This is a genomic window from Pseudomonas sp. 28 E 9 (assembly GCF_900004785.1).
GTDB lineage: Bacteria > Pseudomonadota > Gammaproteobacteria > Pseudomonadales > Pseudomonadaceae > Aquipseudomonas > Aquipseudomonas orientalis_A.
In genome coordinates this window covers 145,808-172,800 of sequence record NZ_CVTK01000047.1, presented here as the reverse complement: position 1 = coordinate 172,800, position 26,993 = coordinate 145,808, and the positions used below count along the sequence as shown (strand labels likewise).

The 26,993-nt window shown below is 61.6% G+C and carries 24 protein-coding genes; 12 read left to right on the top strand and 12 right to left on the bottom strand.

The features are described from left to right. Positions 1 to 2: 2 nt before the first annotated feature. From BFQ00_RS14790 to BFQ00_RS14780, 3 genes are read left to right on the top strand one after another with little or no spacing between them, the layout of a single operon-like run. Entirely contained in the window at positions 3 to 1,343 is a 1,341-nt protein-coding gene (locus tag BFQ00_RS14790; protein ID WP_065933928.1) for an ABC transporter substrate-binding protein, read from the top strand. Positions 1,344 to 1,346: 3 nt separating this feature from the next. Continuing rightward, on the top strand, positions 1,347 to 2,114 hold the full coding sequence (locus tag BFQ00_RS14785) for an ABC transporter ATP-binding protein (protein ID WP_065894920.1): 768 nt from the start codon (positions 1,347 to 1,349) through the stop codon (positions 2,112 to 2,114). A gap of 12 nt (positions 2,115 to 2,126) precedes the next feature. Beyond that, on the top strand, positions 2,127 to 3,521 hold the full coding sequence (locus BFQ00_RS14780; RefSeq protein ID WP_065933927.1) for an FAD/NAD(P)-binding protein: 1,395 nt from the start codon (positions 2,127 to 2,129) through the stop codon (positions 3,519 to 3,521). 185 nt (positions 3,522 to 3,706) lie between these two features. Here BFQ00_RS14780 and BFQ00_RS14775 read toward each other — a convergent pair whose 3' ends face one another. Genes BFQ00_RS14775 through BFQ00_RS14760 form a run of 4 tightly spaced genes read right to left on the bottom strand, consistent with a single transcriptional unit; the run spans position 3,707 to position 8,318 of the window. Then, positions 3,707 to 4,954: an efflux RND transporter periplasmic adaptor subunit gene (locus tag BFQ00_RS14775; RefSeq protein WP_065933926.1), complete on the bottom strand. Its 1,248-nt coding sequence runs from the start codon at positions 4,952 to 4,954 to the stop codon at positions 3,707 to 3,709. Then, on the bottom strand, positions 4,944 to 6,422 hold the full coding sequence (locus tag BFQ00_RS14770; RefSeq protein WP_065897537.1) for a TolC family protein: 1,479 nt from the start codon (positions 6,420 to 6,422) through the stop codon (positions 4,944 to 4,946). The genes BFQ00_RS14775 and BFQ00_RS14770 overlap by 11 nt, the downstream gene beginning before the upstream one ends. Further along, entirely contained in the window at positions 6,415 to 7,614 is a 1,200-nt protein-coding gene (locus BFQ00_RS14765; RefSeq protein WP_065933925.1) for an ABC transporter permease, read from the bottom strand. The genes BFQ00_RS14770 and BFQ00_RS14765 overlap by 8 nt, the downstream gene beginning before the upstream one ends. Then, complete coding sequence (locus BFQ00_RS14760) at positions 7,611 to 8,318, bottom strand: ABC transporter ATP-binding protein (protein ID WP_065884933.1); 708 nt, start codon at positions 8,316 to 8,318, stop codon at positions 7,611 to 7,613. The genes BFQ00_RS14765 and BFQ00_RS14760 overlap by 4 nt, the downstream gene beginning before the upstream one ends. A gap of 355 nt (positions 8,319 to 8,673) precedes the next feature. Between BFQ00_RS14760 and BFQ00_RS14755 the strand changes: the two genes are divergently transcribed. Together BFQ00_RS14755 and BFQ00_RS14750 are read left to right on the top strand one after the other, a co-directional pair. Next, on the top strand, positions 8,674 to 9,426 hold the full coding sequence (locus BFQ00_RS14755) for a TetR/AcrR family transcriptional regulator (protein WP_065884934.1): 753 nt from the start codon (positions 8,674 to 8,676) through the stop codon (positions 9,424 to 9,426). A 282-nt stretch (positions 9,427 to 9,708) separates the two neighbouring features. After that, positions 9,709 to 13,539 carry a hypothetical protein gene (locus tag BFQ00_RS14750; protein ID WP_256536530.1) on the top strand — a complete coding sequence of 1,277 codons (3,831 nt, stop codon included), beginning with the start codon at positions 9,709 to 9,711 and terminating at the stop codon, positions 13,537 to 13,539. A gap of 61 nt (positions 13,540 to 13,600) precedes the next feature. Here the strand turns inward: BFQ00_RS14750 and BFQ00_RS14745 are convergent, their stop codons facing one another. After that, positions 13,601 to 14,662, bottom strand: a complete 1,062-nt coding sequence (locus BFQ00_RS14745) for an FUSC family protein (RefSeq protein ID WP_065933923.1) — start codon at positions 14,660 to 14,662, stop codon at positions 13,601 to 13,603. Between the two features lie 262 nt (positions 14,663 to 14,924). Beyond that, the gene (locus tag BFQ00_RS14740; protein ID WP_065894926.1) at positions 14,925 to 16,541 is read right to left on the bottom strand and encodes an NADP-dependent glyceraldehyde-3-phosphate dehydrogenase; all 1,617 of its coding nucleotides are present in this window, start codon (positions 16,539 to 16,541) and stop codon (positions 14,925 to 14,927) included. Between the two features lie 138 nt (positions 16,542 to 16,679). On the opposite strand from BFQ00_RS14740, the gene BFQ00_RS14735 reads away from it, so the two are divergent. From BFQ00_RS14735 to BFQ00_RS14720, 4 genes are all read left to right on the top strand, one after another. Continuing rightward, positions 16,680 to 17,555, top strand: a complete 876-nt coding sequence (locus BFQ00_RS14735; protein ID WP_065933922.1) for a Dyp-type peroxidase — start codon at positions 16,680 to 16,682, stop codon at positions 17,553 to 17,555. 80 nt (positions 17,556 to 17,635) lie between these two features. Continuing rightward, complete coding sequence (locus tag BFQ00_RS14730; protein ID WP_128876389.1) at positions 17,636 to 18,022, top strand: hypothetical protein; 387 nt, start codon at positions 17,636 to 17,638, stop codon at positions 18,020 to 18,022. Between the two features lie 116 nt (positions 18,023 to 18,138). Then, entirely contained in the window at positions 18,139 to 19,512 is a 1,374-nt protein-coding gene (locus BFQ00_RS14725; RefSeq protein ID WP_065933921.1) for an MFS transporter, read from the top strand. A gap of 57 nt (positions 19,513 to 19,569) precedes the next feature. Then, positions 19,570 to 20,697: an MFS transporter gene (locus BFQ00_RS14720; RefSeq protein ID WP_065933920.1), complete on the top strand. Its 1,128-nt coding sequence runs from the start codon at positions 19,570 to 19,572 to the stop codon at positions 20,695 to 20,697. Between the two features lie 4 nt (positions 20,698 to 20,701). Here the strand turns inward: BFQ00_RS14720 and BFQ00_RS14715 are convergent, their stop codons facing one another. Continuing rightward, positions 20,702 to 21,223 carry a DUF3087 family protein gene (locus BFQ00_RS14715; RefSeq protein ID WP_065933919.1) on the bottom strand — a complete coding sequence of 174 codons (522 nt, stop codon included), beginning with the start codon at positions 21,221 to 21,223 and terminating at the stop codon, positions 20,702 to 20,704. 113 nt (positions 21,224 to 21,336) lie between these two features. On the opposite strand from BFQ00_RS14715, the gene BFQ00_RS14710 reads away from it, so the two are divergent. Continuing rightward, complete coding sequence (locus BFQ00_RS14710) at positions 21,337 to 21,516, top strand: hypothetical protein (RefSeq protein ID WP_065933918.1); 180 nt, start codon at positions 21,337 to 21,339, stop codon at positions 21,514 to 21,516. Positions 21,517 to 21,530: 14 nt separating this feature from the next. Beyond that, positions 21,531 to 21,725: a DUF6021 family protein gene (locus BFQ00_RS14705; protein ID WP_065884943.1), complete on the top strand. Its 195-nt coding sequence runs from the start codon at positions 21,531 to 21,533 to the stop codon at positions 21,723 to 21,725. 29 nt (positions 21,726 to 21,754) lie between these two features. Here BFQ00_RS14705 and BFQ00_RS14700 read toward each other — a convergent pair whose 3' ends face one another. Beyond that, the gene (locus BFQ00_RS14700) at positions 21,755 to 21,991 is read right to left on the bottom strand and encodes a DUF6555 family protein (protein WP_065884944.1); all 237 of its coding nucleotides are present in this window, start codon (positions 21,989 to 21,991) and stop codon (positions 21,755 to 21,757) included. 250 nt (positions 21,992 to 22,241) lie between these two features. Between BFQ00_RS14700 and BFQ00_RS14695 the strand changes: the two genes are divergently transcribed. Beyond that, positions 22,242 to 22,994, top strand: a complete 753-nt coding sequence (locus BFQ00_RS14695; protein ID WP_065933917.1) for an outer membrane beta-barrel protein — start codon at positions 22,242 to 22,244, stop codon at positions 22,992 to 22,994. A 62-nt stretch (positions 22,995 to 23,056) separates the two neighbouring features. On the opposite strand, the gene BFQ00_RS14690 is transcribed toward BFQ00_RS14695, so the two are convergent. The 4 genes from BFQ00_RS14690 to nuoM form a co-directional block, all read right to left on the bottom strand. Next, positions 23,057 to 23,371 (bottom strand): helix-turn-helix domain-containing protein, encoded by a 315-nt coding sequence (locus BFQ00_RS14690; protein ID WP_065933916.1) that lies wholly within the window; start codon positions 23,369 to 23,371, stop codon positions 23,057 to 23,059. Next, complete coding sequence (locus BFQ00_RS14685; protein ID WP_065894987.1) at positions 23,361 to 23,711, bottom strand: toxin; 351 nt, start codon at positions 23,709 to 23,711, stop codon at positions 23,361 to 23,363. Before BFQ00_RS14685 ends, BFQ00_RS14690 begins: the two co-directional genes overlap by 11 nt. A gap of 237 nt (positions 23,712 to 23,948) precedes the next feature. Then, positions 23,949 to 25,412 carry an NADH-quinone oxidoreductase subunit NuoN gene (gene nuoN, locus BFQ00_RS14680; protein WP_065884947.1) on the bottom strand — a complete coding sequence of 488 codons (1,464 nt, stop codon included), beginning with the start codon at positions 25,410 to 25,412 and terminating at the stop codon, positions 23,949 to 23,951. Positions 25,413 to 25,419: 7 nt separating this feature from the next. Next, positions 25,420 to 26,952, bottom strand: coding sequence for an NADH-quinone oxidoreductase subunit M (gene nuoM, locus BFQ00_RS14675; protein WP_065884948.1), 1,533 nt, complete (start codon positions 26,950 to 26,952; stop codon positions 25,420 to 25,422). Positions 26,953 to 26,993: the final 41 nt, after the last annotated feature.

Sequence of the window (26,993 nt, the reverse complement as noted above, 5' to 3'; positions counted from 1 at the left end):
CCATGCCTGCATCCTTGAAACGTTCCCTGCTCGGCACCGCGTTCGCGCTGGTGGCCCTGGCCGGTGTTGTGCCCCAGGTCGTGGCTTCGCCCGACCAGCAATTCATTCCCCTGGCGACTTACCGGGTCGGCGCCTATGCCTCCAGCGGCGTGCAGGTGTGGGCCGGGATGATCGACTACCTGCGCTATATCAACGAAGTCGAGGGCGGCATCAATGGCGTGAAGCTGGTGTGGCAGGAGTGCGAGACCGAATGGAGTGCGGAGAAGGGCATCGAATGCTACGAGCGCTTCAAAAATGGCCTGGATGGCGCGCCGGTCGCGGTCTACCAGCCCAACGGCGCGCCGGCCGCCTATGCACTGAGTGAACGGGCGGAAGTGGACAAGATTCCGCTGATCACCCTCGGTTACGGTCGCACCGAAGCCACCGACGGCACGGTGTTTCCCTACAACTTCCCGGTGATGCTGACCTTCTACAGCGAGGCTTCGACCCTGGTGAACTACATTGCCGAGCGCGAAGGCGGCTTCGACAAACTCAAGGGCAAGAAGATCGCCACGGTCTATCACGACTCGGCCTACGGTCGCGAAACCCTCGGCCCGTTGAAGCTGCTCGCCGACAAGTACGGCTTCGAGAATATCCAGATTCCGGTGGCCGACCCCGGCAACGAGCAGTCGGCGCAGTGGCGCCAGGTACGCCAGGCCAATCCGGACTGGGTATTCCTGCGCACCTGGGGCGTGTCCACCCCGGTGGCGGTGAAGACGGCGGCGCGCTTCGGCTTCCCGGTGGACCATATCATCGGCGATATCTGGGCCAGTTCCAGCGAAGACGTGCTGCCGGCCGGTGCTGCCGCCAAAGGCTATCTGGCGCTCACGCCGTACCCGGCCGGCAGCGACTTCGAGATCCACAAGCGTCTCAAGCAGTCGGTCCTCGACAAGGGCCACAGCGACCTCAAGGACCTGAAGAACTTCGGCAGCGTCTACTACAACTCGGGCCTGGTGAACGCCGCCGTCGCCGTGGAGGCGATTCGCACGGCCCAGGCCAAGTTTGGCAAGCGCCCGCTCAATGGCGAGGAAGGGCGTTGGGGCCTCGAACACTTGAACATTGATGATGCGCGCCTCAAGGACATGGGCTACCTGGGCCTGATGCAAAACCTCAAGCTGTCGTGCCGCGACCATGAAGGCGGCGGTTCGGCGCGAGTGCAGCAGTGGGACGGTGCCAACTGGACACTGATCAGCGACTGGATCGCCGCCGACCGGGCGTTGTTGCGTCCGCTGATCGATGAAAAATCCGCCGCGTTCGCCAAGGAAAAGCACCTGACGCCGCGCACCTGCAGCGGGGATGAATAAACCATGAGCCAGCCTGCCACTGAGCCCGGGCACCCGGCGCTGCTGACGGTCGATGACATCGAAGTGATCTATGACGGGGCGATCCTGGCGGTGGCCGGGGTGTCGCTGAGTGTGCCCAAGGGCGCAATCGTTGCGTTGCTTGGCGCCAATGGCGCGGGCAAAAGCACCACCCTCAAGGCCATTTCCGGGCTGGTGCGGGCCGAGCGCGCCGAAGTCAGCCGTGGCCGGATCGACTACGCAGGCCTGAACCTGGCGGGCGTAGAACCCAGCCAAAGGGTACGCCAGGGCATGGTGCATGTGCTCGAAGGCCGGCATGTGTTCGGCCAGCTCACGGTGGAAGACAACCTGCGCAGCGGCGGCTTTGTACGGCGCCTGAGCCGCAGGGAACTGGCTGAGGATCTGGAACGCATCTACACCTGGTTCCCCAGGCTCAAGACCAAGCGCCACACCCGCGCCGGCCTGACCTCCGGTGGCGAGCAGCAAATGGTCGCCATTGGCCGGGCGTTGATGACCCGTCCGGCCCTGGTGCTGCTCGACGAGCCATCGATGGGCCTGGCGCCGATGATCGTGCAGGAGATATTCGCGATCATCGCGCAGCTCAACCGCGAGCAACAGGTGAGCTTTTTGATCGCCGAACAGAATATCAATGTCGCGCTCACCTATGCGTCCCGGGGCTACGTGCTGGATACTGGGCGAGTGGTGTTGAGTGGCAGCGCCGCCGAGCTGCTGGGACGGGGTGACTTGCATGACATTTATCTGGGCAAACAGTAAGGGCGAAGGTGCATGAGTGAATCGATCCGCAACGCTGATGTATTGATCATCGGCGGCGGCCTGAGCGGCACGATGCTGGCGGTGCAACTGCTGCGCCTGCCGGGCAAGCGGCGCCTGCTGGTGATCGAGCCGCGTGCGCAACTGGGGCGCGGCGAGGCCTACAGTGCGGTCGAACTGGGTCACACACTGAACGGCAATGCGGCGCGCATGAGTGTCGACCCGGACAATGCCGATGACCTGACCCAATGGCTCACCGACTACATCGGCGCCGGAGGGTGGCCGGAGTCGGCGCAACAGCCGGTGCCCATCAGCGAACTGTTCCCGCCACGGGGCATTTTTGGCCTGTACGCGCAGCAGCGCCTGGCGCAGGCCAGAGCGCTGTCCGCATCCACCGTCGAGCATATCCGTGCAGAGGCGGTCGACATGCACATCGACCCGGCCGGCGTCCTGTTGACCCTGGATAACGGCGAACGCCTGCGGGGTGCCTTTGCCGTATTGGCCACCGGCATGTTCCCGGCGGCGCGTACGCCGCAGACCGAATCCAGCGGCGTGAACGCGGCGGCGCTGGACCCCTGGGATGTACAGGCCATGACCCGGCTCGACCCGCAATCAAGCGTGCTGATCATCGGCTCCGGGCTGACCATGGTGGATGCCGTGGTCTCCCTGGAACAAGCAGGGCATCGCGGGCCGATCGAGGTGTTCTCGCGCCATGGCCTGTTGCCCCATGTGCGCCGTCAGCCGCCGGGCTGGGACGATTTTCTGGGTGCCGATCACACGCTGCGCAGCCCTCGGCAACTGTTGCGTGAAGTGCGGCGCCAATGCCGCAGGGCGCTCGATCAGGGCGTGGATTGGCAGGCGCCCTTGGACACGGTCCGGGTGCATATCGCCCGGTTGTGGAGCCAGGCGAGCGAACGCGAGAAGCGTCAGTTCGTGCGCCATGTGCGGCCGTGGTGGGAGAGTCATCACCACCGTTCGCCGCCGTTGAGTGCGCAGTTGGTGGAGCGGTTGCACGCGCAGGGGCGGTTGCGGATTAACGCCGCGTCGTTCAAGGGGCTGGAACCTTCGGCCAGCGGCGTAACCATTGGCGTGCGTTATCGCGGCGAGCAGAGACTCACACAGGTGTCCGGCGCGGCGCTGATCAACTCCAGCGGCATCGAATACGACTGGCGCCGCGTGGCCCGGCCGTTGCCGCAACAATTGCTCAAGCGCGGGTTGGTCCAGCCTGGGCCGTTGGCGCTGGGGATTGCGGCGCACACTTCAGGCGCGGTGCTGGATGCCCAGGGCCAGGTGAGCGGGCGGCTGTTCGCCATGGGCCCGCCGCTGCGCGGGATGTGGTGGGAGAGTACGGCGGTGACGGATGTAGCGATTCAGGCCAAGGCGCTGGCCGCAAGGCTCACACAAATTTAAATGTGGGAGGGGGCAGGCTCTGATGCCAGTGTAGGAGCGAGGGGGGCGCCTAGCTCTTGCTCGCGAAAACTCACAGGCACCGCGTTCATTCAGGAAGCACGCGTTATCGTTGATGTTTTTCGCGAGCAAGCTCGCTCCTACAGACTGGCATCAGGGCAAGCCCCCTCCCACATTTGGATCTGCATTTATTTTGAGATTTTCACCAGTCCAGGCTTGAGGCCAAACACTTCAACGCCCTGGGGCGTCGATTGCCCGGTCGTCACCTTCACCCGTTCCACCGGCTTGTCCATCGACTCCCGAAATTCAACCGTCATATCGGGCCCGATTGCCTCGCTCGGCACCACAATCGCCTGCGCATTGTTATAGGTGACAATGGTCAACCGCGCGCTCATTCCCAGGCGCACTTGCTGCAATTGCTGCGGCGTGAGGCTGGGGATCGACAACGTTACCGGAAACTGCGCGCTGCCCTGGCTGTCATTGGCGATTGCCAGGCCGCTGACCACGCTGACCGAACCGGTCAGCCGCTCACCGTCAAAACCATCCCCCATCACCTCCACCGCCTGGCCCTGGTGCAGTTGATTGATGTCCAGTTCGGAGACCCTGGCGACGATTTTCAAGCGTTCGATATTGGCCAGGCCAAACAACACCTGGCCTTGGCTGACCTTGCTGCCGGCTTGTACCGGTGCGTTGTTGCTGGCGCCGCTTGGGGAGGCCGTGCTGTTGCCGGGTGCGGGCACGACGATGCCGGAGAAGGGCGCCTTGACCTCCTTGCCCTCGAGCAGCTTGTGCAGGGCGTCGTATTTGACCGTGGCGTTGGTCAGCTCCATATCGGCGATCTGCCGGTATTCGCCCTTGCCCTGTTCCAGCGCCTGTTGCAGTTCACTGCGCGCCGCTGCCAGGTCCAGTTGCTGCTGCTGGGTCTGTTGCTTGAGGTCGTCGAGTTCGTTGCGCGGGATGATGCCGCGCTTGAACAGGTTTTCGCTTTCGGTGAGCTTGCGCCGGGTGTTGCCGGCGTTCATTTCTGCGGTGCGCAGGCTGCGCCGGGCGCGGCTAACGGCGGCGCTGCTGTCCCAGTCCTGCATTTCCTGCACGGTGCGCCGCGCCTTGAGCTGGGCCGAGAGGGCGTCGCGCAGTTGCACTTCGAGGGTGGCCGGGTCCATGCGCAACAGCACCTGGCCGGCCTCGACGCGCTGGCCTTGCTCCACCAGATTGACCAGTACATTGCCGTCGAACGGTGCGGTGAGGGTGACGGTGGTGTCGGGCTCGATCTTGCCCACCAGGCCGATCTGATGCACCAGCGGGTCGGGTTTCACCGCCAGCCACTGGTCACCGGTGGCGGCCGGACTTTCGGCCGAGGGGCGCAGGGCCAGCCCGAGGCCTGCCAACAGCAGGATCAATACCGCGCCCAGCAGGCGTTTGCGATTAGTAGTCATTGAGGGCGATTTCCCAACTTTCCAGGGTCATGCCCAGCGTCAAGTCAAGCTGGGTCTGAGCGTTCAAATAAGCGATCAGCGCGTTGAGCCGCGCGTTTTCGGCGTTGCGCAGGTCAGTTTCGAAACTCAACACCTGGAAGTTGGTGGAGCGCCCGGCGCTGAGTTTTTCCCGTTCAATCTCGATCTTGCGCCGCGACAGGTCCACGGCGCGCTGGGCGATCTCGTACTGGCGCCAGCGGGTGCCGAGGTCGCGCACCACATCGTTGACGGCGCGCTCGAGTTCCTGGCGGGCGTCGGTGATACGGATCTCCTGGTCCTCGACATCCACCCGGGCCCTGACTTCGGCCTGGCGCGTGCTGATATCGCCGATGGGAATCTGCACCTGCACGCCGGCATAGCTGTCCCAGTTGCGGTTATGGGTGCGGCCATTATCGCTGTCGTTGGCGTCGCGCACCTGGTTCGCGCCCGCCACCAGGTCCACTTGCCAGCGTCCCGAATCCTTGGCGATCACCAGATTGAGGTCGGCCCGCTGGCTGCCGAGCAGGGCGGCAAGGTATTCCGGTTGCTGGGTTTGCGCGAGGTTGAACGCCTGGCGCTTGTCGATTTCCATGGGCCGGGCTTCCAGCGCTTCGGTGGCGCGAATCGGTGTGGACAGGTCCAGGGCCAGCAGGCGCAGCAGGGCCAGGCGACTGGTATCGAGCTGGTTCTGCGCTTCCTCCACGCCCAATTGCTGGGTGGCGATGTCGGCTTCGGTCTGCACGATCTCGAATTCGGCCATGCGCCCGGCACTGATCAACGCCTTGTTCACCTCCAGCAAGGTATTGGAGCGCTTGAGCGCGTCCTGCACGATCACCTGTTGCTCCTGGGCCCGCAGCAACTCGCGGTAGGTGGCGATGATCTGGCTGATGGTTTGTGCCACGGTGGCCTTGAGGTTGAGACGGTTGGCCTGTTCCGCCAGGCGTGACAGGCGCAGCGGCGCGGTGGTGGCGTCCCAGCCGGCGCCACGCATCAGCGGCTGGATGATGGCCAGGTCAAGGCCGTCGCTGCGGTAACGGCCGGCACGGTCGGCGTTGTTCAGTTGCTGGGTCCAGGCCATGCTCAGGCGGGTGCCGTATTCGCCGAGCAGGCTGGTGGACGGCGCCAGGTTGGCGTTGCGCGCACTGTCCTGGGAACCGCGTGTGCCACGGTAATAACTGTTGAGGGTGAGCTTGGGGTTGAACACGTCTTCGGCGACCCGCAGGTCGAACTTCTGCGCGACCCGCTGCAGGTAGGCGCTGCGGATCGCCGGGTTGTTGCGCAGGCCCAGGTACACGGCGTCGCCCAGGGTCAGGGTGGTCACCTGGGCGTTCAGCGACACGCCGCGATCATAGCCGCTGCGGGTGGTGCTGGGCGCCGAGGGTTTGATCACCACCTCGGCGGCCCCGGCGGGCAGGCTGAGCAGCGCCAGCAGCAGTAACCACTTACTCATCGCGCAAGGCCTCCACCGGCTGCAGGCGTGAGGCCGAGACCGCCGGGTAGATGCCAAAGAACAACCCCACCAGCAATGTGCTGCCCACGCCCAGGGGCAGGGCGGCCACCGCCAGGGAAAATACCCAGCCCGACAGCCAGGCGTAGAACCAGGCGGCGGTCATGCCGAGCACCGCGCCGCACAGCGCGCCGACAGCGGTCAAGGTGACGGCTTCGAGCAGGAACAGGTTGCGGATATCCCGTTGCCGAGCGCCCAGGGCCATGCGAATGCCGATCTCGCGACGGCGCTCGGACACGTTCATCAGCATCACATTCATCACCCCCACGCCGCCGCCCACCAGGGAAATCGCGCCGAGGGCCAGCAGCAGGTACGCGAAGGTGCGGCTTTGGCGGGTCATGCCATCGATCATTTGCTGGGGCACCGTGATGTCGACGTTGTGCTCGGTCAGTTGCGGTTGCAACGCGGCGGCGGCGTCCCGTGCCACACGCTCCATATCCTGGCCTGGCCGGGCCCGGATGATCAGGTTGTTGATTTGCGGGTTGGCAAAGATACGCCGCATGCCCTCGGCGGGAATGAACAGCGATTCATTGGCTTGCACCGGCATCAGCATCGCACGTGGCTGGTTCTGCAGGATGCCGATGATCAGGAACAGGTAGTCGTTGATGCGCACGCGGTCACCCGTTTTGAGCGGTTCACCGGGTGCGCCGAGAGCCTGGGCGACCTGGTCACCGATCACCGCATAGGTCTGGTTGGCATCGAAGGCCGACAGGAAACGCCCTTCACGCACCGCCAGGCGCATGGCGGCCTGCACATCCGGGGTGCTGCCGACGAAGTTGGCATTGGCGGTGCGCCCATGGAACACAATGGGCCCGCTGAACAGGCTGAGCGCGCCGATGTGCGCAATGCCCGGTACGGCCAGGCGCACCGCGCCCAGGTCGAGCCGGGTGCGCATCGGCACATTGGCGCTGCCTTTGGACGGGAACTGGACGACCAGGGTGTCGGTGCCCATGTCCTTGAAAATCATGGCGGCATCCACCGCAGCGTTATGACCGATATTAATCAAGGCGACCACCGACGAACTGCCGATCACGATCCCCAGCAGCGCCAGCACCGAGCGTTTGCCCAGGGTACGCAGGCTGATAAACGCTTCATGCAACAGTTGGCTCAGACTCTGTTCGACCCGCAGGCTCATAGGCGCTCGGCCTCGTGCACCACGCCGTTGCGCACCAGAATCTTGCGCTCCAGCCGCTCGGCGATGTGCGCATCGTGGGTGACGATGATCAGCGTCACCTGTTGCTCGCGATTGAGCGCCAGAAGCAGGTCCATGATGTCCTGGGCGGTGCTGCTGTCGAGGTTGCCGGTGGGTTCGTCGGCGAGGATTACCGAGGGCTTGCCGACCAGCGCCCGCGCGATGGCGACACGCTGGCGCTGGCCGCCGGACAGGTCGGCCGGGCGGTGGTGGGCGCGCTCGGCCAGGCCGACCTGATCAAGCATGCGCAAGGCCTGTTCCACGGATTCATGGCGGGATACGCCGCGGTAACTGAGGGGCAGGGCGACGTTGTCCAGAGCGCTGAGGCGCGGCAGCAGGTTGAAGCTCTGGAACACGAAACCGATCTGCTGGTTGCGGATCGCCGCCAGTTCATCGGGACTGCTGTTGAAAATATCGTGACCGGCGAAGCGGTACTGGCCGCAGTTGGGCAGGTCCAGCAGGCCGAGGATATTGAGCAGGGTGCTCTTGCCGGAGCCGGACGCGCCGAGAATGCCGCAGCTGTCACCGCTGGCGATGGACAGGCACACGTCATTCAGAATGGACAGGTGTTGCCCGGCAAGCTGGTAGCTTTTGCCGATGCCCTGCAAGGAAATCAGGTGGGGGTGCGCGGAGGGCTCTGTGATCATGACTACGCCTGCCGTCTCAACGGTGCGGTGCTGTCCCGTAAATCTTTGTAACAACTTGGGAAGCTGCCAGTGCCCGTCGAGAACTGATTATTTTCTTGTTTTTAAAAAATTGTTTGAATAGTAACCGCGTTCATTGCGCTTCGCCAGCGGTGGATTTAGAGCGGTTTGCTGCGTTGAAACAAGCGCTTCAAACCCATTGCGCGGTGTGCAAAAAGCTGCAGGAAACTCTCGACATTGCCGGATGCGGAGGCTTTCGAGCATATGGCACCGTGTCATTACTTGCTTTCGAACGAAGGCCCCGGTATAAAAAATCAAAATATTTTTTAAAACAATATTTCCCCCCCGTGGAACCCTTATGGCTGCGAAGAAACTCAGCGCTCCAAACATTACCAAGACTCGACTGCTGGATGCGACAGAGGCGCTCTTTATTAAGTACGGATATGACGCCGTTTTATTACGGCAGATTACCGAGCGTGCCCAAGTCAACCTGGCTGCGGTGAATTACCACTTCGGGGACAAGGATTCCCTGATGAAAACCCTGCTGATGCAGCGCCTCGAGCCGCTCAATGAGCAGCGCCTCGAGTTGCTGGCGCGTTGTGAAGCCCAAGCCGATGGCCCGCTCGACTGCGACACGCTGCTCGGTGTGCTGTTCGCCCCCGCCATGGGGCTGGAGCGCAGCGATCCCGCCAGCGGGGAAGGGCGTTCATTCATTCGCTTCCTGGGCCGGGTCTATAGCGACACTTCGCCCTTTATCCAGGAATACCTCAAGGTCCATTACCAGCCGGTGTTCCAGCGTTTCTTCGAAGCGTTTGCCCTGGCGCTGCCGGACCTGCCGCGCAACGAATTGGGTGTGCGCCTGCAATTTGCCCTCAAGGCGATTTCCGGGGTGATGGCCGGCACCGAATTGCGTCTGCTGATGAACTCCATGAGCCTGGGCCGCCCGGCCACGGACGCCGAGGTGATGGCCAAGCTGATTACCCTGGTGTCGGCGGCGATTCGGGTGCCGCAGCAAAGCGCCGAGGCCGAGACTGCGTTGGCCAAAGTGCTGGAGACCCAGCGGGCGATTCGTGAGCAGGCGAATGCACCCGCCGCCAAGGTTGCGCGCTAGGCCAACTCCAGGGCAAAAAAAAGCCCGCTGGGGCGGCGGGCTTGATATGCAACGTTTGTAACGGATGAGGCTTCACACTACGTCCCGGCTTGTGAATAAAACGTGAAAAATATGTAAGAGAAAGTATGAAAGTAGGTTGGCGTTTTTAAAAAATGGCAGCCGGCATGGCAATGCCGTTGGTCGCCACTGTCAATTCTCACAGCTAGACGTTCGACAGGGGCAAGTGTCTCCTGACTCCAGGCGCGTGTGCTGGCTGCACGCTGATCAATCTGGAGGCCTATCATGTCTACCATTCCCCCTGTTTCCCGCCCCGTACCTGTAATAGTCGAACCGGCCCAGCCGAAAGAGTCTCCCACCGAGCCGGGGGTGATGATCATCGAAACCCTGGAGCCTCCGTTCACCTCGCCTCGGCAGGTCGTGCCCGTGCAGAACGCTGCATACGGGCTGGGCATACGCCATACCGCAGACGGCTTGCACTATATTTTCAAGCGCTGGGATGATCCCGAGCGGGGTAACGTCGCGGTCGGGGATATCTACTCGATGAGAATGGACGGCATCATATTGGCCGAAGGCAATGTTGACATCACGAACGTGAACAACGAGCAGTTTTACCTGAAGGTTCCCCGGCAGTTCTTGCAATTGGGCTTCATCCCGAACGTATACGGCCAAGTCCGCAGGAACGGGTCACCCATCCCCATTACGTCTGTGCCGCAAGTGGTGTTCATCAAGGAAACACGTCCAGGCGGCGAAGACGAAACACCCGGTGATGGTTGGCATTCCAAGCTGGTGTTGACGCTTTCGCACACCGTCATTGACAGCACGGTGGTGGACAATGTGACCGCCACCATCAAGGCCTGGGAAAATATGCGCTTCGGTGACAGTCCGCGGATGTCCATCGGGGAGCATACGTATCCCATTGCGCCAGTGACCGAAAGCCAGGTGGGCAGTGACCTGCAGTTTCAGATCGACCCGCAGTTCCTGAGGGCGCTCGACAATGGCCAGTACGTCGTGCAGTTCTACTTGCTGGACGAAGTGCAGAATATTTCCGGTTCGCTGGAACACAAGTCCAGGCCTCAACTGGTGCAAGTCAACCTGGAGGATCTCGAACCACTTGCGCCACCGGAGATTGTCGAGGCCGACGCCGCCAGCCTGACACTGGACGCCGATACGCTGGGCCGAAACCCGGCGACGGCGTCGGTATTCGTTGCCCGCAATGACCCGAACTTCCAGGCCGGTGATGTCATTCGCGTGACTGTGCGAGGCACCACCCCCAACGGTGAATTCGTGACCGAATCGGTTCAACAGGACATGATCCGTGGGTACAACGACTTTCCCATTAGAAACGAACTGGTGCGGTCCCTTATTCAAAGCTCGTTGACCGTCTATTACGAGCGCGTAAGAGATGGCGTAGCGGACTTGGGGTCAAAGAAGTTGACCGTCAACGTCATCGGCCGTCGCTATGAATTGCCCAAACCCAGCGTCAGAGAGGCCTATGGCCCCTTCATCGCGCCGGACCATGCGCGTATTACCGTGGAAATGCCGGATTACCAGCCACCCGGCAATCCGGGCGACAACCTCAAGGTCGAGATTCAGGGGCATCGCCTTGACGGTACGGTGGAACGTGTGTCGTCAACGCGGCTTGCCGGCACCCATGTACGCACTCGCGATTTCGTCAACGCCGAGTACAGTAAGTTCGAGGGCCTGGGCAATACGAATGTGCACTATGAAGTCTCCGGCGCCAATGACGTGCGCGAGTCGGAGCGCCTGTACGTGCAGATCGGGCGAGCCGCGCTTGATTTGCCTGCGCCGATCATCCACGAGGCAGTCAACGGCAATGTCGACCCCGCTGCGGTGGGCAGTGTCGGCACGCTCGAGTTGCGCACCGAGTTCAAACAGGGCGATATCATCATCGTCAAATACACGGGCTCCTCGAGCGGTGTCGTGCAGTTCCAATACACCCTGGGCGCGCCACCGCCCAATCCGTTGTTGCTGGATATTCCCCGGCAGTTGTTTCTGGACAACCTGGACGGCACGCTGACGGTCAGTTACCTGCGTGATCGTTTTGGCGCCGTCCAGTATTCCGAGGACCTGCTGGTGACGATTGGCACGGCCCTGGGTGAGCTGTTTGCGCCCGAGGTTCTGGAGGCCACCACCGACCCTGACGAGCTTGATCCCGCACGGTGCTGGCCAAACGGTGCGACAGTGCGGGTGCGGTACGGACACAAGCGCATGGACAACGTTGTGATGTATTGTGAGGGGTTGCCCGAAGAGGGCACTTACTCGGAGTCCAAAGACAACCAGGCCGGCGACTTTATCGATTTCACTGTCCCGACCCAGGTGATCGGTTTTAACCTCCACCCGTTGGGGCGCATCATCAAGGTGTTCTTTGAGGTGGTCCGCAACGGTTTTGCAACCGTCTCGCCGGTCCTGGAGGTGCGCCTGTTGCCGCCGCGTCAGCTGGCCGGGCCGGTCATCGACAGCATTGGTGACAGTGCGGTCCTGGAGGTTCCGCTGCTTCAGGACTTCGATGAAACACGCTTGCCGGCCTGGCCCTATGCCTTCCCCGAGCAGCGTATGTGGTTTATATATGAAGGTGTGCGCAGTAACGGCGCGCCCTACCTCAACGAAGTGTATCGAGGGCGAGCCGTCAATGCCGACGAGGTTATTTACGGCATCATCAGTGATACACCGGTCCTGGCCTTGCGCAATTTGCAGGAGGGGTCTGATCTGACGATCAGCTTCTGGGTGACCTTCAATCGCACCGGCACCTTTGAAGACGCTGTGCTGTTTGACGTCCGGCACTACAAGATTCAACTGCAGCAGCACATCTTCCCGCACCCGAACATCAAGGATTCCATACCGGTCATCGGGCCGGTTGTATCGGTCGATCCGCTGACGGTCGAGAACAAATGCCAGGTCAACGTCAGTTATCCCGATATGAACAAGGACGGTACCGACGGCGTTATCCTGCATTGGATCTATGCGGACGGAACGCAGCCCTACATCGCCCCTCAGGACGGGTTGGACGGCGGTACCGTCACGTTCAATATCGATAATCTGATCCTGGGCAGCAGCGTCAACAGTACCGTGAGCCTGCAATATTCAGTTGTGCTGGCAAGCGGAGGCGTGGGTTCTTCCGAGGTGCAGAAAGTCATAGTTGGCAGTTTTGCACCTGCCGATCTGCCGCGAGTATTGATCAACCATATCCCTCACGGCGGCACCATCAATCCGCCTGCATTGAACGGCAATGCACTGGCGGCCTCGCCCAAATGGCGCCTGAGTGTGGAAGGCCAGCGCGTCTGGTCGACAATCACCACCAATAGCCCGGGGGTCGAGCCGTTGGTGTTGCTGAAAAACCATCCCATTACCCCAATAGAGCAAGCCAACGGGTTGGCGAACGTGGCGATATCCCGAGATTGGCTGCAGAGCCTGCCCGATGGCGCTCGCATCACGGTCAGCACCAAGGTCAACTATCAGCCCGGCAACGAAGATGAGTTCGCGGCGGTGAGCTTCCCGGACACGGAGTACACCATCAGTCTCACCTCGCCACTGGTGATCGACCAGACGTACGTCTATCTCGATGCGACCACCTACATACTGCCGGACTATCCCGACCTCCTGCCGAACTTCACTGCGGGTAATTCGGTTCGAATCAATGCTTCGGGAGGAACGCCGCCGTATAAGTACACAAGCAGCAATACTGCGGTGGCGGTCGTTGACTCGACCGGCTTTGTTTCATTGCGAGGCAACGGTGAATGCGTGATAACGGTGTCTGACAGTGCCTCGCCGCCGCAGACGAGGAACTGCACGGTCAGTGGCTACGAGGTCTGGCATGTCTATGGCCTGGGAGGAGGGACATTGAGTGACATCCGCTCAAGAGCCGTCGGTCGAGGCCTGACCTCGGTCTATATCGACGAGCTGTATGCAATCAGGGATGCGTATGGCAACCGTTGGCCGATGGGGAATGCCAATTATTGGTCGATTACACTTTCTTACAAAGACGTCTATGGCCTCAGTTGGTATTACGGGATAAACCTGGCCACGGGGGCGCTGGGTGTGCTGCAGGATAATGTGATTAACAGCGCACTCGGCATCGGTGTCATCCGCAGCTAGACCCAAGGCTATGGCGTTAGGGGAAGACCGTCATGCGTCTGCGCAGGCGGTCCTTCCTCACCTAGATGTTCCAGCGTCTGGATGACTCGGCCAACCGCTGGCGCAGCGCATCGACATTGGTTGCCAATTGCACTGTCAGCAGCCGATACCCGTCCAATGCGTTGTACACCGGTGCCTGCATTTCGGTTTCGCCTGTCACGGGGGGCGCCTCTCGCTCCAATCGCTCCGTCACCCCCGACTTCAACGCCCGCGCCATCCCCACCAACTGCACGCGGATTTGCCGGTGCTCGGTCTTCAGCATCACCAGCATCCTCGCGGTCGCCTGTTCATCCCGAGGGTCCGGCCGGGTATTGCCGAGAATCTCCAGGGTGCTCATGCACAGGCGCAAATGCCGCTGAATGGTGTCCAGTTCAGTCATCGAAATCCGCACTTCCTTGGACACCGACGGCATCAGCGAGCGCAGTTGCAGTATCGCCGTGTTCAAGCGGTTGAGCAGCTTGAGGTGCTCATCGTCGGTGACGGATTGGCCATTGATGATGCGGCTGTAGATCGCCGCACCATCGCGCAGGGCGCCGGCCAGGTTGTAGCGCCACGAGTACACCGCGTACAGCGGCAGGGCGAAGGAAAACGCGAGGGCCAGTGCGATGCCGATCAGGATGTCGACGGTGCGCCACAGGCCATCCGAAATCGGGTTGTCGCCGTGCCCGGCCACGATAAACACCGTGATCGCCGACAGCAGCGCGATATAGCCGCCCTTGCCGATGGCATGGTAGGAAAAAAACCCACACACCGCCGACATCAGCAGGTACGTCAGGAAGGGCTGGCCGAAATAGGCTTTTTGCACCACCAGCAGCAACCCGACGCTGGCGCCGATCAGCGTACCGTACGCACGCTCGACGGCTTTCTTGCCGATATTGCCATGGTGCTGCAAACCGCCGATCACGATCAGCATGGTCACCGACGCCCATTCACCATGCGGCAGGTTGAGGCCGGTGGTCAGCAGGATCGTCGCCAATAAGCCGATGGACACGCGCACGGCGTGGATCAGCTTGGCGTGGCGATAGCGCCGGTACGGGTCGAGCAGGGGGCGCAGCAGGCGCCGGGCAAAAATGGGCAGGTTCATCGGTATTAAGGGGGCCTCATTAGTCAGGGCAAACCGATCCAATGTGAGAGGGGATTGCCCTAATGTCAGTCAAGCGCATACCGCCGTCTGTAGGAGCGAGGGGGGCGCCTAGCTCTTGCTCGCGAAAAACTCACAGGCACCGCGTTCATTCAGAAAGCACGCGTTATCGTTGACGTTTTTCGCGAGCAAGCTCGCTCCTACAAAAGTCCTAACTGCCTGGCATCAGGGCAAGCCCCCTCCCACCTATTTGACCGAGGTGATATTAGAAGATGTAGTCGGTGCTGATGAAGCTCGAGTCACGGTTGCGCAGGATATCGCCGAGCAGCGCCTTGTTGCTCTCCTGGAACTTGGTCGCCACCAGGGTGCGGATCGAGAACACGCGCAGCGCGTCATGTACCGACAACGTACCCTCGGCCGAGTTCTTGCGCCCGTTGAAGGGGAAGGTGTCCGGCCCGCGTTGGCACTGGGCGTTGATATTGATCCGGCCGACCTGGTTGGCGAAGGTGTCCACCAGCCGTCCGATCTCCACGGCATTGGTGCCGAACAGGCTCAATTGCTGGCCGAAGTCCGAGTCCAGTACGTAGTCAATCACTGTCTCCAGGTCCCGGTAGGGCACGATCGGCACCACGGGGCCGAATTGTTCTTCGTGGTACACGCGCATCTGCGGGTTCACCGGGTACAGCACGGCCGGGTAGAAGAATGACCCACGGCTCGCCCCGCCGTCGGCATTCACCACCCGGGCGCCGTGCTGCGCGGCATCGGCCACCAGGTCGTTGAGGTAATCCACCTTGCCCACTTCCGGCAGCGGGGTCAGCGCCACGCCGTCATCCCAGGGCATGCCGGGTTTGAGCGTCGCCAGCCTGGCGTTGAATTTTTCGATAAAACGGTCGACCACATCCTCATGCACAAACAGGATCTTCAAGGCCGTGCAACGCTGGCCGTTGAACGACAGCGAGCCGGTGAGCGCTTCGCTGACCGCATTGTCGAGATCCACCTCGGGCAGCACGATGCCCGGGTTTTTTGCATCCAGGCCCAATGCGGCGCGCAGCCGGTGGGGTTTCGGGTGCAATTTTTTCAGGGCGCTGGCGGCCTTGTTGGTGCCGATGAACGCAAAGATATCGATCTTGCCGCTGGCCATCAGCGCGCTCACGGTTTCGCGGCCGCTGCCATAGATCACGTTGATCACCCCGGCCGGGAAGCTGTCGCGGAACGCCTCCAGCAACGGGCGGATCAACAGCACGCCGAGCTTGGCCGGCTTGAACACCACGGTGTTGCCCATGATCAGCGCCGGGATCAGCGTGGTGAACGTTTCGTTGAGCGGGTAGTTGTAAGGCCCCATGCACAGCGCCACGCCCAGGGGCACGCGGCGGATTTGCCCAAGGGTGTCCTGCTCCAGCTCGAAGCGACTGCTGCGGCGGTCGAGCTCCTTGAGGGCATTGATGGTGTCGGTGATGTAGTCGCAGGTGCGGTCGAACTCTTTCTGTGAGTCCTTGAGGTTCTTGCCGATCTCCCACATCAGCAGCTTGACCACCGCGTCGCGCTGTTCGCGCATGCGCCGCAGGAAGGCTTCCACATGCCGGATGCGGTCGGCCACGCGCAGGGTCGGCCACTCACCCTGGCCCCGGTCATAGGCGCGCACGGCGGCGTCGAGGGCGGTCAAGGCGGTCTCGGCGTCCAGCAGCGGCGTGCTGCCGATGTGCACGCGTTCGTCACCCAGTTGCACAGGGCTTTGCACGCGGGCCAGCGGGCCGTTCCACACCCGCAACTGGCCATCGACCAGGTAATCACGTTGTTCAATCGGCGCCGCCAGGCGAAATTGTTCGGGAATCTCTGCGGTGGAGGCAGGAAACAGCTGCGTGAGCAGGTTGCTGGTGGTCATGTCGCTACCCCTGGAATAGTTGCAAATCTTGACTAGAGAGTCACCCATACGAGGGCTCTGTGGCAAGGCTTGCGCGCTTTCCCCTGCGCATGGCGGGTGCTTCGGGATAAACTGCGCGGCTTTCTTGAAGGAGTTCACATGAGTCACTACCAGCCGGGCATTCTTGCCGCACCCGTGCCGTTGCAGGCACGCCATCTGTTTTTTGCCCTCGAGTCCCGGGATGCCTTGCCCGCTGCGCTGGACGCGCTGGTGCAGTTGACGGATTCAGCGGCGGTGGTCGGTTTCGGCAAGCCCCTGGTAGACGCGCTGGGCGCAGGCATCGAAGGGTTGCGCAGCTTCCCGGCCATCAGCGGCCCGGGCGCGCACAACCCGTCCACCCAGCAGGCTCTGTGGGTATGGTTGCATGGCGTGGACCGTGGTGAATTGCTGTTGCGCAGCCGCGCGTTCGAAAAAGCCCTGGCACCGGCGTTGCGTCTGGTACAGATGACCGAAGGCTTTCGCTACAAGACCGGTTTCGACTTGACCGACTACGAAGACGGCACCGAGAACCCTCACGATGACGCGGCCGTCGAAGCGGCCTTCACCCACAGCGGCGCCAGCTTCGCCGCGATCCAGCAGTGGCAGCACGACCTCGACGGTTTCGCCGCGCTACCGGCCCAGGAGCGCGACCACATCATCGGCCGCCGCCATGGCGACAATGAAGAACTCGACGACGCCCCCGATTCCGCCCACACCAAGCGCACCGCCCAGGAAAGCTTCACCCCGCAGGCGTTCGTGGTGCGTCGTTCGATGCCATGGGCCGAGAATGGCCAGGCCGGGCTGATGTTTCTCGCGTTCGGCCATTCCTTCGACGCATTCGAAGCGCAACTGCGCCGCATGAGTGGGCTGGAAGACGGGATTGTCGATGGTTTGTATCGCATCAGCACACCGTTGACCGGTGGCTACTATTGGTGCCCGCCCTTGCAGGGAGGGTGTCTGGACCTCAGTGCGATCACACCGGCAACGCCGTTCTGAAGGTGCGCGCACGCTGGAACTGACCTGAGGGCGCTGGCCACTTAACAGCGACCTCGGCACACTTCCAGGAGCACTCAATCATGATGGTCTCACGCATTTCCGTGAACGTTTCACCGGCGCGTCCGAATCCGAAGGATTACTCATCGATGTCGGACTCGGACCTGGCCAAGGCATTTGGCGACAACTTCCAGGCGTTCAAGCACCCGACGACCCCGAATGCAACCACGGATAAAATCCGTGAGGTGGCGGGACGTTCGCTGACCGGCGACGCGCAGAAAGATAATGAAACCCAACTGGCCCGCGAGCTGCTCAAGCGTGACAACGTCATGAAGGCGCTGGATTCGGTGGATGACAACGGCAAGCGCGACGGCGTGATCGGTCCCTGGAATCCGAAGATGGCGGCTGATCAGTTAGCCTGTCATTGCCGCCCGAACCCACCCATTACCACGCTGCAAATCACCTATTGAGCCGGGCCGGGCCAGCCCTTGGCAACATGAAAAGATTGACAGGCAAGCCAACGAACGCTGAAAAAAATCCGCACTGGCCGTACTCTAGGCACCCTTGCCACCTGTGTGGATTGTTCATGTCTCCTGTTGCCGATGGGCTGCCCCTCGATAAACGCTTGCCGGCCGTGATTGCCCTTTCCCTGGGCATCGGCATGGCGACGCTGGACACTGCCATCGTCAATACCGCCTTGCCGACACTGGCCCAGGGCATCGGTACTGACTCGGCCTCGGTGATCTGGGTGGTCAACGCCTATCAGTTGGCGATTATCGCAACCGTGCTGCCGTTTGCTTCGCTGAGCGATGTGCTGGGGCATCGTCGCGTGTACCTCGGCGGGTTGCTGCTGTTCATTGTCTCGTCGTTATTGTGCGGGCTTGCCGATTCGCTGCTGACCCTCACCGCCGCGCGGGTGGCGCAGGGCCTGGGGGCGGCCGCGCTGATGAGCGTCAACACCGCGTTGCTCAGGCATATCTACCCCGCGAAAATGCTCGGTCGTGGCCTGGGCTATAACTCGCTGGTGGTGGGGCTGGCGTTCACTCTCGGGCCCACCGCCGCGTCGGCGATTCTCTCAGTGGCCAGTTGGCATTGGCTGTACCTGATCAATGTGCCATTGGGGCTCTTGGCCCTGGGCCTGGGCCTGCGCTCGTTACCGACGCTGCCGATCACCGGGCACGCGTTTGATCGGTTGGCGGCGCTGTTATGTGCCGGCTTGTTCGCCTTGTTGGTCCTGGGTCTGGGCGCCGCCGTGCATGGCGCACAGGGCGCGCTGACCCTGGGCCTGATCGCGCTGGCGCTGGTGTTCGGCGCTTTACTGCTGCGCCGCGAGGCCGGGCATCCGGCGCCGATGCTGGCAGTGGACCTGTTCAAGCGCCCGCTGTTTGCGTTGTCATCGCTGACCGCGATCTGTGCCTTCAGTGCCCAGGGCCTGGCGTTTGTCGCCTTGCCGTTCCTGTTGCAGTCGGCGCTGGGCCACAGCCAGGTGCAGACCGGCTTTCTGATGACGCCGTGGCCTGCCGTGGTGGCGGTCATGGCCCTGGTCGCGGGACGCCTGGCTGACCGCGTGTCACTGGGCCTGCTGTGCGGTATTGGCTTGTTGATGCTCAGTGTCGGCATGGCCGCGCTGGCGACCTTGAGCAATGATGCCTCGGCCTTCGATATCGGCTGGCGCATGGCCTTGTGTGGCGCCGGCTTCGGCTTTTTCCAGTCGCCCAATCTCAAGGCGCTGATGACCAGCGCACCCCTGGCCCGCAGCGGCGGGGCCAGTGGCATCGTGGCGATCTCGCGGTTGCTGGGCCAGACACTGGGCGCCTCGTTGGTCGCCTTGTGTTTTCATCTGTTCGTGGACAGTGGCCCAGCCTGCGCACTGTGGCTGGGTTGCGTGTTTGCGCTGATCGGTGCTGTGGCCAGTGGGCTGCGTTTGCTGCCGTATAAACGCAGCGTGGAACCCTTGTAAAAGAGGGCAGGGTGAGGCTAGTGTGGCGATCTATATATTTCTGAATATTTCGGTTCTATGCCCAGCCCGGCCCAACGCATCGCTGACGTTTCTTCCCGCCGCGCCGCGCTGACCCTCGGTTTCTGCCTGCCCAGCGATGTGCTGCTCTACCTGCTGTTGCCCATGGAGTCGGACGCTTTCGGCATCACGCTGGCCCAGGCCGGTGTATTGCTGGCGGCGAACCGTCTGGTGCGGATTTTCGGTTACCGACATGTATTGAATTTCTACGCGCGCAACGGTGATCGCTTGACCTGCATGATTGCCGCCGGTGCCGCCGCCCTGTGTGCGCTGGGTAACTCGGTGTTGTCGGGCTTCGCCGCGTTGCTGGGTTTGCGCCTGATCTGGGGTTTGTGTTTCGCCGCACTGAATCTGTCGACCCAGGTGTTGGCCACTGCCGAGCCGCAAGGCGCTGCACGCCGTGCAGGCCGTTCGCGAGCACTGATCGCCTGCGGGCCGATGCTGGCGCTGCCGCTGGGCGGTCTGCTGACGTTATGGGCAGGGCCGCGTCCCATTTTCCTGGTGCTCGCAGTGTGTTGCCTGATCGGGCTGTGGTTGGCCAAAGGCCTGCCCACCGCAAGTCATGACCTGCACGGTACGCCGGGGCGACGGTTCAAATGGCCCGACAGCGTGGCGATGTGGTCGTTTATAGAAGGCGTCGCGCTGGATGGTTTGTTTATCTTTGGCCTGTCGATCCAGGCGCAGAAGATCATGGGCGGTGATGCCGTGCTGATCGCCGGCGGGTTGATGGCCCTGCGCTATGCGTCGGAACTGCTGCTCAGCCCATTGGGTGGACATGCGGCGCAGCGCTTTGGCGCCACCTCCATGCTGCTGCTGTTTTCATTCCTCAGCGCGCTGGCATTGACGGCCTTTGGCAGTTATTGGGTCATCGTGGGCGCGGCGGCGGTGTTGGTGTTACGCGCGCTGCAGTTGCCGCTGGTGACGACCCTGGTCGCCGAGCGCAATCCGGGTTCAATGCGGGTGTCGGCATTGGCGTCCAACGCGGTATGGCGGGATATCGGTGCGGGTTTAGGGCCGTTGCTGGCGGGCCTGCTGTTGCCCGTCGCGTCGGCGCACTGGGTGTTTGGCCTGGCAGGTGCGGCGATTGCGGTGAGCGCGCTGTTTTGCTGGCGGGCGAGGGGCCTGTGAGGCGCTAGGCGCCTTTAATATTTTGCAACCATGCCGGATCGAGGCGGGTTTGTTCGGTATCGATCCCCAGCGCCTGCATCCTGGCCTTGTGTGCCTGGACCTCATCCACCAGTTGCGCCTGGGCGCTGGAGTTGGCATCCAGGGCATGCATCTGTGTCAGCGCCAAGTGGTAGAAGCGCAACACGTTGATGGCGTCCGGGTCATTGGCCTGTACCCGTTCGCTGACCTTGTGCATCACATTGGTCACGCTCATCAGGCTGCGCTTGAGCCGCCAGCCGTAGACCGCCGGTGCCAGCCAGGCCTGGCGCCAGAAGGGGCCGCGCACCAGAGCGACGGTGATCAACACTCCGGCAAACACTCCGCCGACATTGAAGCGCACGTTATCACCCCCAGGTTCACCGAACAGCATCACCGCCAGGCTCGACAACAACATGGCCACGGCCAGGAATACCACGGCGACGATCAGCGTGCTGCGGCGGGTTTGTCGGCGATAGAGGGCAGGGTCACAGGGTTTGAGTTCGAACATTCGGGTCAGGTCTCCAGCACGGGAGGGCATCTTCTCACGCTTCACGCAATCAAGTTGAACGATGGCCAACGGTGTTTCCTCTAAATCCTGAAGTCACCATGAGGTAAGCCATCATGTCCGAACACAAGCAACCGCCGCCTGGCACGCCCGATCCCCACCGCACGCCCGGTGAAGAGGAGCGCGATAACGATGCGCTGCGCCCCAACGACCCGGCCGAGCGCCAGGACAACCACGACGTGGAGCAGGTCGAGCACGACCTGGAAGACCTCCACGACAAAGCCCGCCCGCTGTAAGCAAGGAGGTCTGTATGAGCAATCCCCCGAACGGCCCGCGCTCCGACGAACATGCCACCGGCAAGGATGAGCTGGGATTCGATCCCGACTCGCCGGATGTGGCTGACCCGCAGGTCGACCCCATTGGCCCGGCCATCGCGCCGCTGGACAAGCAAAAACAAGCGGAAAAAAAGCCGCCCTACGATCCGTTGGGCGACTTGAAGAAGTAAACCAGGCCCCGCAATGTGCGGGGCTTTGTTTATTTTGGAGGGTTCCAGCTCACATCGGTGATGCCGTATTTTTCCGCCCAGGGCCGAGTGGTCTTTTTCACCTGCTCATGCCCCACGCGGCCGATGCGGCTGACGTGCGCGATGTCGGCGTCGACGGCCGCCCAGTGCCAGGCTTCGGTGCTGTTCATCACCTCGGCGCGCACTACAAAAGACTTGGGTTTACCGTGCAGCTGGTAGTTGATGGTGTAGATTTTTGCGGTACTCATGTTGCCTCCCTGTCTTGTTATAGATGGATAGGCCGCCGCGCGTAAAGGTTCATTCAAAATGACAATTCGCACGGGCGCGCGGCGTAGTGACGCATCCAGTCCGCATCAATGGCCAAGAGTCTTGAGCTAGAGCCTTCGCTGAACCGTTTTTTCTCCATGTTGGTGCACATTCGTTCGAACTTTTTGCAAATGCGAAGGTTCGAACTGATTCCTGAATACTTTGCCCACTCAAAAAATGGAGATGTAAACGATGTCCAAACTATTCGGAAACTTCCTCAAGAACACCTCGTGGCTGGCCCTGGTGGCGGCGCCAGGCGTGGTGTTTGCGGCACCGTCGACCGACCCGATTTCCACCTTCGGGATCCTCGGCAGCTATAACGACTTCAAACTCGAAGGCGGTAGCGACAGCGACAAGGACCACATGCCCGAGGCGGGCCTGTTCTACAACTTCGGCAATAAGCTCACTGCCGAATCCGGCTTCATCTACCAGGCCGGTATCGAAGCCAAGTACGGCGAAAAGAGCGACAACAAACTCAAGGAAGGCCAGGCCGACCTCGACCTCGGCTGGCGCGCCGCGCTGGATGCACGCAACTTCGTCGACGTGATCGTCGGCGGTGGCTACACCTGGACCCGCTACGAGCCGGACACCAACGGCTACGACCTGAAGCTCACCAACAAGTCGCCGTTCGCCAAGGCTGCCCTGGGCTACAACCATCAGTTCGATGACATGACCCTGCGCGTTGAAGCCGGCGCCCGTCATACCATTGATGGCCGCGCCAAACTCAAGGTGGACGGCGTCGGCAGCGACAGCGTGGACCTCAAGGACCGCACCAACCCTTACGCCGAAGTCAGCCTGCTGATGAACCAGAAGGGCAACCTGCCGGTGATGGCGGGCCTGTACTACACCCGCACCGAGTACAAGCTCGATGACGATTCCTATGTAGCCGACAATACCAAGCTCAAGCGTGATGAGTATGGCTTGAAGGTCGGTATCGCGTTCTGACGTTATTGCACTATAAAAAACGCCCCGAACATTCGGGGCGTTTTTTTTGCAGCTGTTTCAGGTCAGCCCAGTGCCGCAAGTTGCGCCACGGTCTCGGGAAAACGCGCCACCAGTCGTATCAACGTGACAGCCTGTGCATTGGGCTTGGCCCGGCCTTGTTCCCAGTTCTCCAGGGTGCGGGTGTTGGTACGCAGGTACATGGCGAATACCGACCGGGAGAGGTTGAGTTGCTGGCGTACTGCAACCACTTCTTCAGCTGTGAGGGGGTCGAGTTTGTTGAGCTGCGCCTTATGGGTGCGCAGGGTGATCTTGCCATGGCGTTCTTCGGCCAGCGCATCGAAGCCTTCGACCAGTTCGGAAAAAATTTCACGTTTCATTGTGTGTTCTCGCTTTGATTTCCCTGTCCAGCATGTATTTAAGGGCTTTCTTGTGTTGTGGTGTCAGGTCGCTCTGTTCGTGCTTGCCGTACAAGGTGAATAACCAGAATTGCGTGCCGCCTGACCACCAGTAGTAAATGACCCGCAGGCCACCGCGTTTACCTTTGTTTCGTCGCTCATCGACGAAGCGAACCTTGCGTAACCCTCCCGTTCCCTCGATCACATCTCCTGCTTCCGGGTTTTTCATCAACTCCTGTTGAAAACCGTGGAAAAGCTCGTCACTCAGATAGTCCTTGCGATGCCGCTCGAAGGCCGGCAGTTCGATAAATAGAGCATCCATGCTCTGTACGTAGCCTGCGTATAGTTTGGTGGCCCACTCGCCTTGGGTCAAGTGCCCTTGCTGTGGGAACTTTCTTAAAACGCAAACACCATAGAACCCTTTCCAGCAGGGGAGATGCCAGAGGAAGAGGTATAGCAAGAAGGAAAAGTCAGCGAGCAGGGAAGGGAAAAAACAGGCCTTGGAAACGCAAAACGGCGCCCAAAGGCGCCGTTCTGTTGACTGCATCAACCTAAACGATCAAACCCCCAGCACCGCATGCTGCACCAGGGTGAGCAACGGTTGCGGGTACACGCCCAGGAAGAACGCGAGCAGGGCGATGGCCAGCAGCATCACGCCACCTGCCTTCTGTTCCCAGTGCAGCTCGGCATCCACACGGCGCAGGTTCGGCTCGATCAGGTAGAGGGTGACCATCACGCGCAGGTAGTAGAACACGCCGATGGCGCTGCCCAGTACCAGGGACGCAACCAGCCACCACTCGTGGGCCTCGACGCCGGTGGCGACGATGTAGAACTTGCCGATAAAGCCGGCCGTCAGCGGGATACCCGCCAGGGACAGCATCATCACGGTCAGCACGGCGGTCAGGTACGGACGGCGCCAGAACAGGCCGCGGTATTCGTACAGGGCGTCGGCGTCACGGCCTTTGTACGGCGACGACATCAAGGTGATGACGCCGAACGCACCCAGGCTGGTGATCACGTAGGTGACCAGGTACACGCCGATGGCTTCCACGGCCAGGCCTTTGCTCGCCACCAGGGCGATCAGCAGGTAGCCGAAGTGGGCGATGGACGAATAACCCAGCAGACGCTTGAGGTTGTTCTGAGTCAGCGCCAGCAGGTTGCCGAACAGGATCGACGCAATGGCGATCACGGTCAGCACGTTGCTCAGCACGCCGGTGTTGGCCGCAGGCGAGATCTGGAACAGACGCACCATCACTGCAAACACGGCAACCTTGGACGCCGTGGCCAGGAACGCGGCCACCGGCGCCGGGGCGCCTTCGTACACGTCCGGGGTCCACAGGTGGAAGGGCACCAGCGACAGCTTGAACGCCAGGCCGATCAGCATCATTGCCAGGCCCAACTGGGCGATTGGCGCCGGGCTGTTGGTGGCGGCCAGGGCGTGGCCGATACCGGTGAAGCTCAGGCTGCCGGCTTCGGCGTAGAGCAGGGCCATACCGAACAACAGGAACGCGGAACCGGCGGCCGACAGCACCATGTATTTGATGCCGGCTTCCAGGGAGCGCTTGCTGAAGAAGGCATACGCCACCAAACCGTAAGTCGGGATCGACAGCAGTTCCAGGCCGATGAACAGGCCGGCCAGGTGCTGTGCGCTGACCAGCACGATGCCACCGGCCGCGGCCAGCAGGATCAGCAGGTACAGCTCTTCCTTGTTGCCCGGGTAGCCGGCGGCGCCTTCGCCGAGGTAGGCATGGGCGAGCGTGACACAGGCCAGCGTCGCCACCAGGATCAGGGCGATGTACAGCAGGGCGAAGTCATCGACCATCATCAATGGCGTGACCGCCAGTGGCGCGACCTTGAGGGCCGGGATGATCGACAGCAGGGCCAGGTTCAAACCGGCACAGGACAGCAGGAACGTTTGCGAATGATTGCGGCGCCAGGCGATCGCCAGCATCACCACCACAATGGTGAGGCTGGTGATCAGCAGCGGCGCAAGCGCGATAAAGTGTTGGATCGTGAATTCCATAGCGCTCTTACCGGGCCGAAGCGAGTTGAGAGAAGGCGGTGCCGAACCACTGCTGCACGCCATGCATCGTGGCGGCGGACGTGTCCAGGAACGGCTGCGGGTATACGCCGATGTAGATCAGCAGCACCGCAAGGCCGAGCACCATGATCAGTTCGCGCGCATCCATCCCTTGCAGGACGGTGTCGGACTTGGCCGGGCCGAAGTAGGCGCGGTGGATCATGATCAGCGAGTAGACCGAACCGAACACCAGGCCGGAGGTGGCAATGGCACTGATCCACGGCGTCTGTACGAAGGCCCCCATCAGGATCAGGAATTCGCCGATGAAGTTACCGGTACCCGGCAAGCCCAGGGACGCAGCGGCGAAGAACAGGCTGATTGCCGGCAGGTAAGCGATGCGGGACCACACGCCACCCATCTCACGCATGTCACGGGTGTGCAGGCGCTCGTACAGCTGACCACTCAGGATAAAGAGTGCAGCGGCCGAAACACCGTGGGCCAACATCTGGATCACCGCGCCTTGCAGCGCCAGCTGGCTGCCGGAGTAGATGCCGATCAGTACGAAACCCATGTGGGAAACGGACGAGAACGCAATCAGACGCTTGATGTCGGTTTGCGCGAAGGCCAGGAACGCGCCGTAGAAGATCCCGATCAGACCCAGGGTCATGGCAATCGGCGCAAATTCGGCCGAGGCATTCGGGAACAGCGGCAGGGCGAAACGCAGCAGGCCGTAGGCAGCGGTCTTCAACAGGATACCGGCGAGGTCGACGGAACCGGCGGTCGGCGCCTGGGCGTGGGCGTCAGGCAACCAGGAGTGGAACGGCACCACCGGCAGCTTCACCGCGAACGCGATGAAGAAGCCCAGCATCAGCACGTACTCGGTGGTCAGCGACATCTTGGTCTTCAACAGGTCGGCGTAGTTGAAGGTGATCACGCCGGTGCTGTTGAAGTTGACCAGGACCAGACCCAGGATCGCCACCAACATGATCAGGCCGGAAGCCTGGGTGAAGATGAAGAACTTGGTCGCCGCGTAGATCCGGGTTTTCTTGCCGTCCGAAGAACTGTGACCCCAGAGCGCGATGAGGAAGTACATCGGCACCAGCATCATTTCCCAGAAGAAGAAGAACATGAACAGGTCCAGCGCCAGGAACACGCCGACAACGCCGCCCAGGATCCACATCAGGTTCAGGTGGAAGAAGCCCACGTGACGCTGGATCTCTTTCCACGAGCAAAGTACCGAGAGGATACCCAGCAGGCCGGTCAGCAGGATCATCAACAGCGACAGGCCGTCGAGGGCCAGGTGCACGTTGATGCCGAAGCGCTGGATCCACACGTGCTTGAATTCAAGCGCGAAGGTGGGATCGACACCCGGTGCCGGAGCGAATGAATAGTCGCCGTGGGCCCACAGCCAGAGGCCGAGCGCGAGTTCCAGGGACATGGTCAGCAACGCGATCCAGCGGGGGAGGGTGGCGCCGAAGCGTTCACCCATCCAGCAGAGCAGGCCGCCGATAAAGGGGATCAGGATTAGCCAGGGCAGAATCATGACAGGCTCGTTTCCTTTCGCAAGTTTGCAAAGTTCGCAAA

Bases quoted from the DNA above. Each gene is read 5' to 3' on its own strand.
- BFQ00_RS14690 (WP_065933916.1), bottom strand. From the start codon at position 23,371: ATGAAACGTGAAATTTTTTCCGAACTGGTCGAAGGCTTCGATGCGCTG.
- BFQ00_RS14725 (WP_065933921.1), top strand. From the start codon at position 18,139: ATGTCTCCTGTTGCCGATGGGCTGCCCCTCGATAAACGCTTGCCGGCC.
- BFQ00_RS14765 (WP_065933925.1), bottom strand. From the start codon at position 7,614: ATGAGCCTGCGGGTCGAACAGAGTCTGAGCCAACTGTTGCATGAAGCG.
- BFQ00_RS14790 (WP_065933928.1), top strand. From the start codon at position 3: ATGCCTGCATCCTTGAAACGTTCCCTGCTCGGCACCGCGTTCGCGCTG.
- nuoN (WP_065884947.1), bottom strand. From the start codon at position 25,412: ATGGAATTCACGATCCAACACTTTATCGCGCTTGCGCCGCTGCTGATC.
- BFQ00_RS14745 (WP_065933923.1), bottom strand. From the start codon at position 14,662: ATGAACCTGCCCATTTTTGCCCGGCGCCTGCTGCGCCCCCTGCTCGAC.
- BFQ00_RS14760 (WP_065884933.1), bottom strand. From the start codon at position 8,318: ATGATCACAGAGCCCTCCGCGCACCCCCACCTGATTTCCTTGCAGGGC.
- BFQ00_RS14785 (WP_065894920.1), top strand. From the start codon at position 1,347: ATGAGCCAGCCTGCCACTGAGCCCGGGCACCCGGCGCTGCTGACGGTC.
- BFQ00_RS14740 (WP_065894926.1), bottom strand. From the start codon at position 16,541: ATGACCACCAGCAACCTGCTCACGCAGCTGTTTCCTGCCTCCACCGCA.
- BFQ00_RS14695 (WP_065933917.1), top strand. From the start codon at position 22,242: ATGTCCAAACTATTCGGAAACTTCCTCAAGAACACCTCGTGGCTGGCC.
- BFQ00_RS14715 (WP_065933919.1), bottom strand. From the start codon at position 21,223: ATGTTCGAACTCAAACCCTGTGACCCTGCCCTCTATCGCCGACAAACC.
- BFQ00_RS14735 (WP_065933922.1), top strand. From the start codon at position 16,680: ATGAGTCACTACCAGCCGGGCATTCTTGCCGCACCCGTGCCGTTGCAG.
- BFQ00_RS14750 (WP_256536530.1), top strand. From the start codon at position 9,709: ATGTCTACCATTCCCCCTGTTTCCCGCCCCGTACCTGTAATAGTCGAA.
- BFQ00_RS14705 (WP_065884943.1), top strand. From the start codon at position 21,531: ATGAGCAATCCCCCGAACGGCCCGCGCTCCGACGAACATGCCACCGGC.
- BFQ00_RS14730 (WP_128876389.1), top strand. From the start codon at position 17,636: ATGATGGTCTCACGCATTTCCGTGAACGTTTCACCGGCGCGTCCGAAT.
- BFQ00_RS14770 (WP_065897537.1), bottom strand. From the start codon at position 6,422: ATGAGTAAGTGGTTACTGCTGCTGGCGCTGCTCAGCCTGCCCGCCGGG.
- BFQ00_RS14780 (WP_065933927.1), top strand. From the start codon at position 2,127: ATGAGTGAATCGATCCGCAACGCTGATGTATTGATCATCGGCGGCGGC.
- BFQ00_RS14775 (WP_065933926.1), bottom strand. From the start codon at position 4,954: ATGACTACTAATCGCAAACGCCTGCTGGGCGCGGTATTGATCCTGCTG.
- BFQ00_RS14755 (WP_065884934.1), top strand. From the start codon at position 8,674: ATGGCTGCGAAGAAACTCAGCGCTCCAAACATTACCAAGACTCGACTG.
- nuoM (WP_065884948.1), bottom strand. From the start codon at position 26,952: ATGATTCTGCCCTGGCTAATCCTGATCCCCTTTATCGGCGGCCTGCTC.
- BFQ00_RS14710 (WP_065933918.1), top strand. From the start codon at position 21,337: ATGTCCGAACACAAGCAACCGCCGCCTGGCACGCCCGATCCCCACCGC.
- BFQ00_RS14685 (WP_065894987.1), bottom strand. From the start codon at position 23,711: ATGGATGCTCTATTTATCGAACTGCCGGCCTTCGAGCGGCATCGCAAG.
- BFQ00_RS14700 (WP_065884944.1), bottom strand. From the start codon at position 21,991: ATGAGTACCGCAAAAATCTACACCATCAACTACCAGCTGCACGGTAAA.
- BFQ00_RS14720 (WP_065933920.1), top strand. From the start codon at position 19,570: ATGCCCAGCCCGGCCCAACGCATCGCTGACGTTTCTTCCCGCCGCGCC.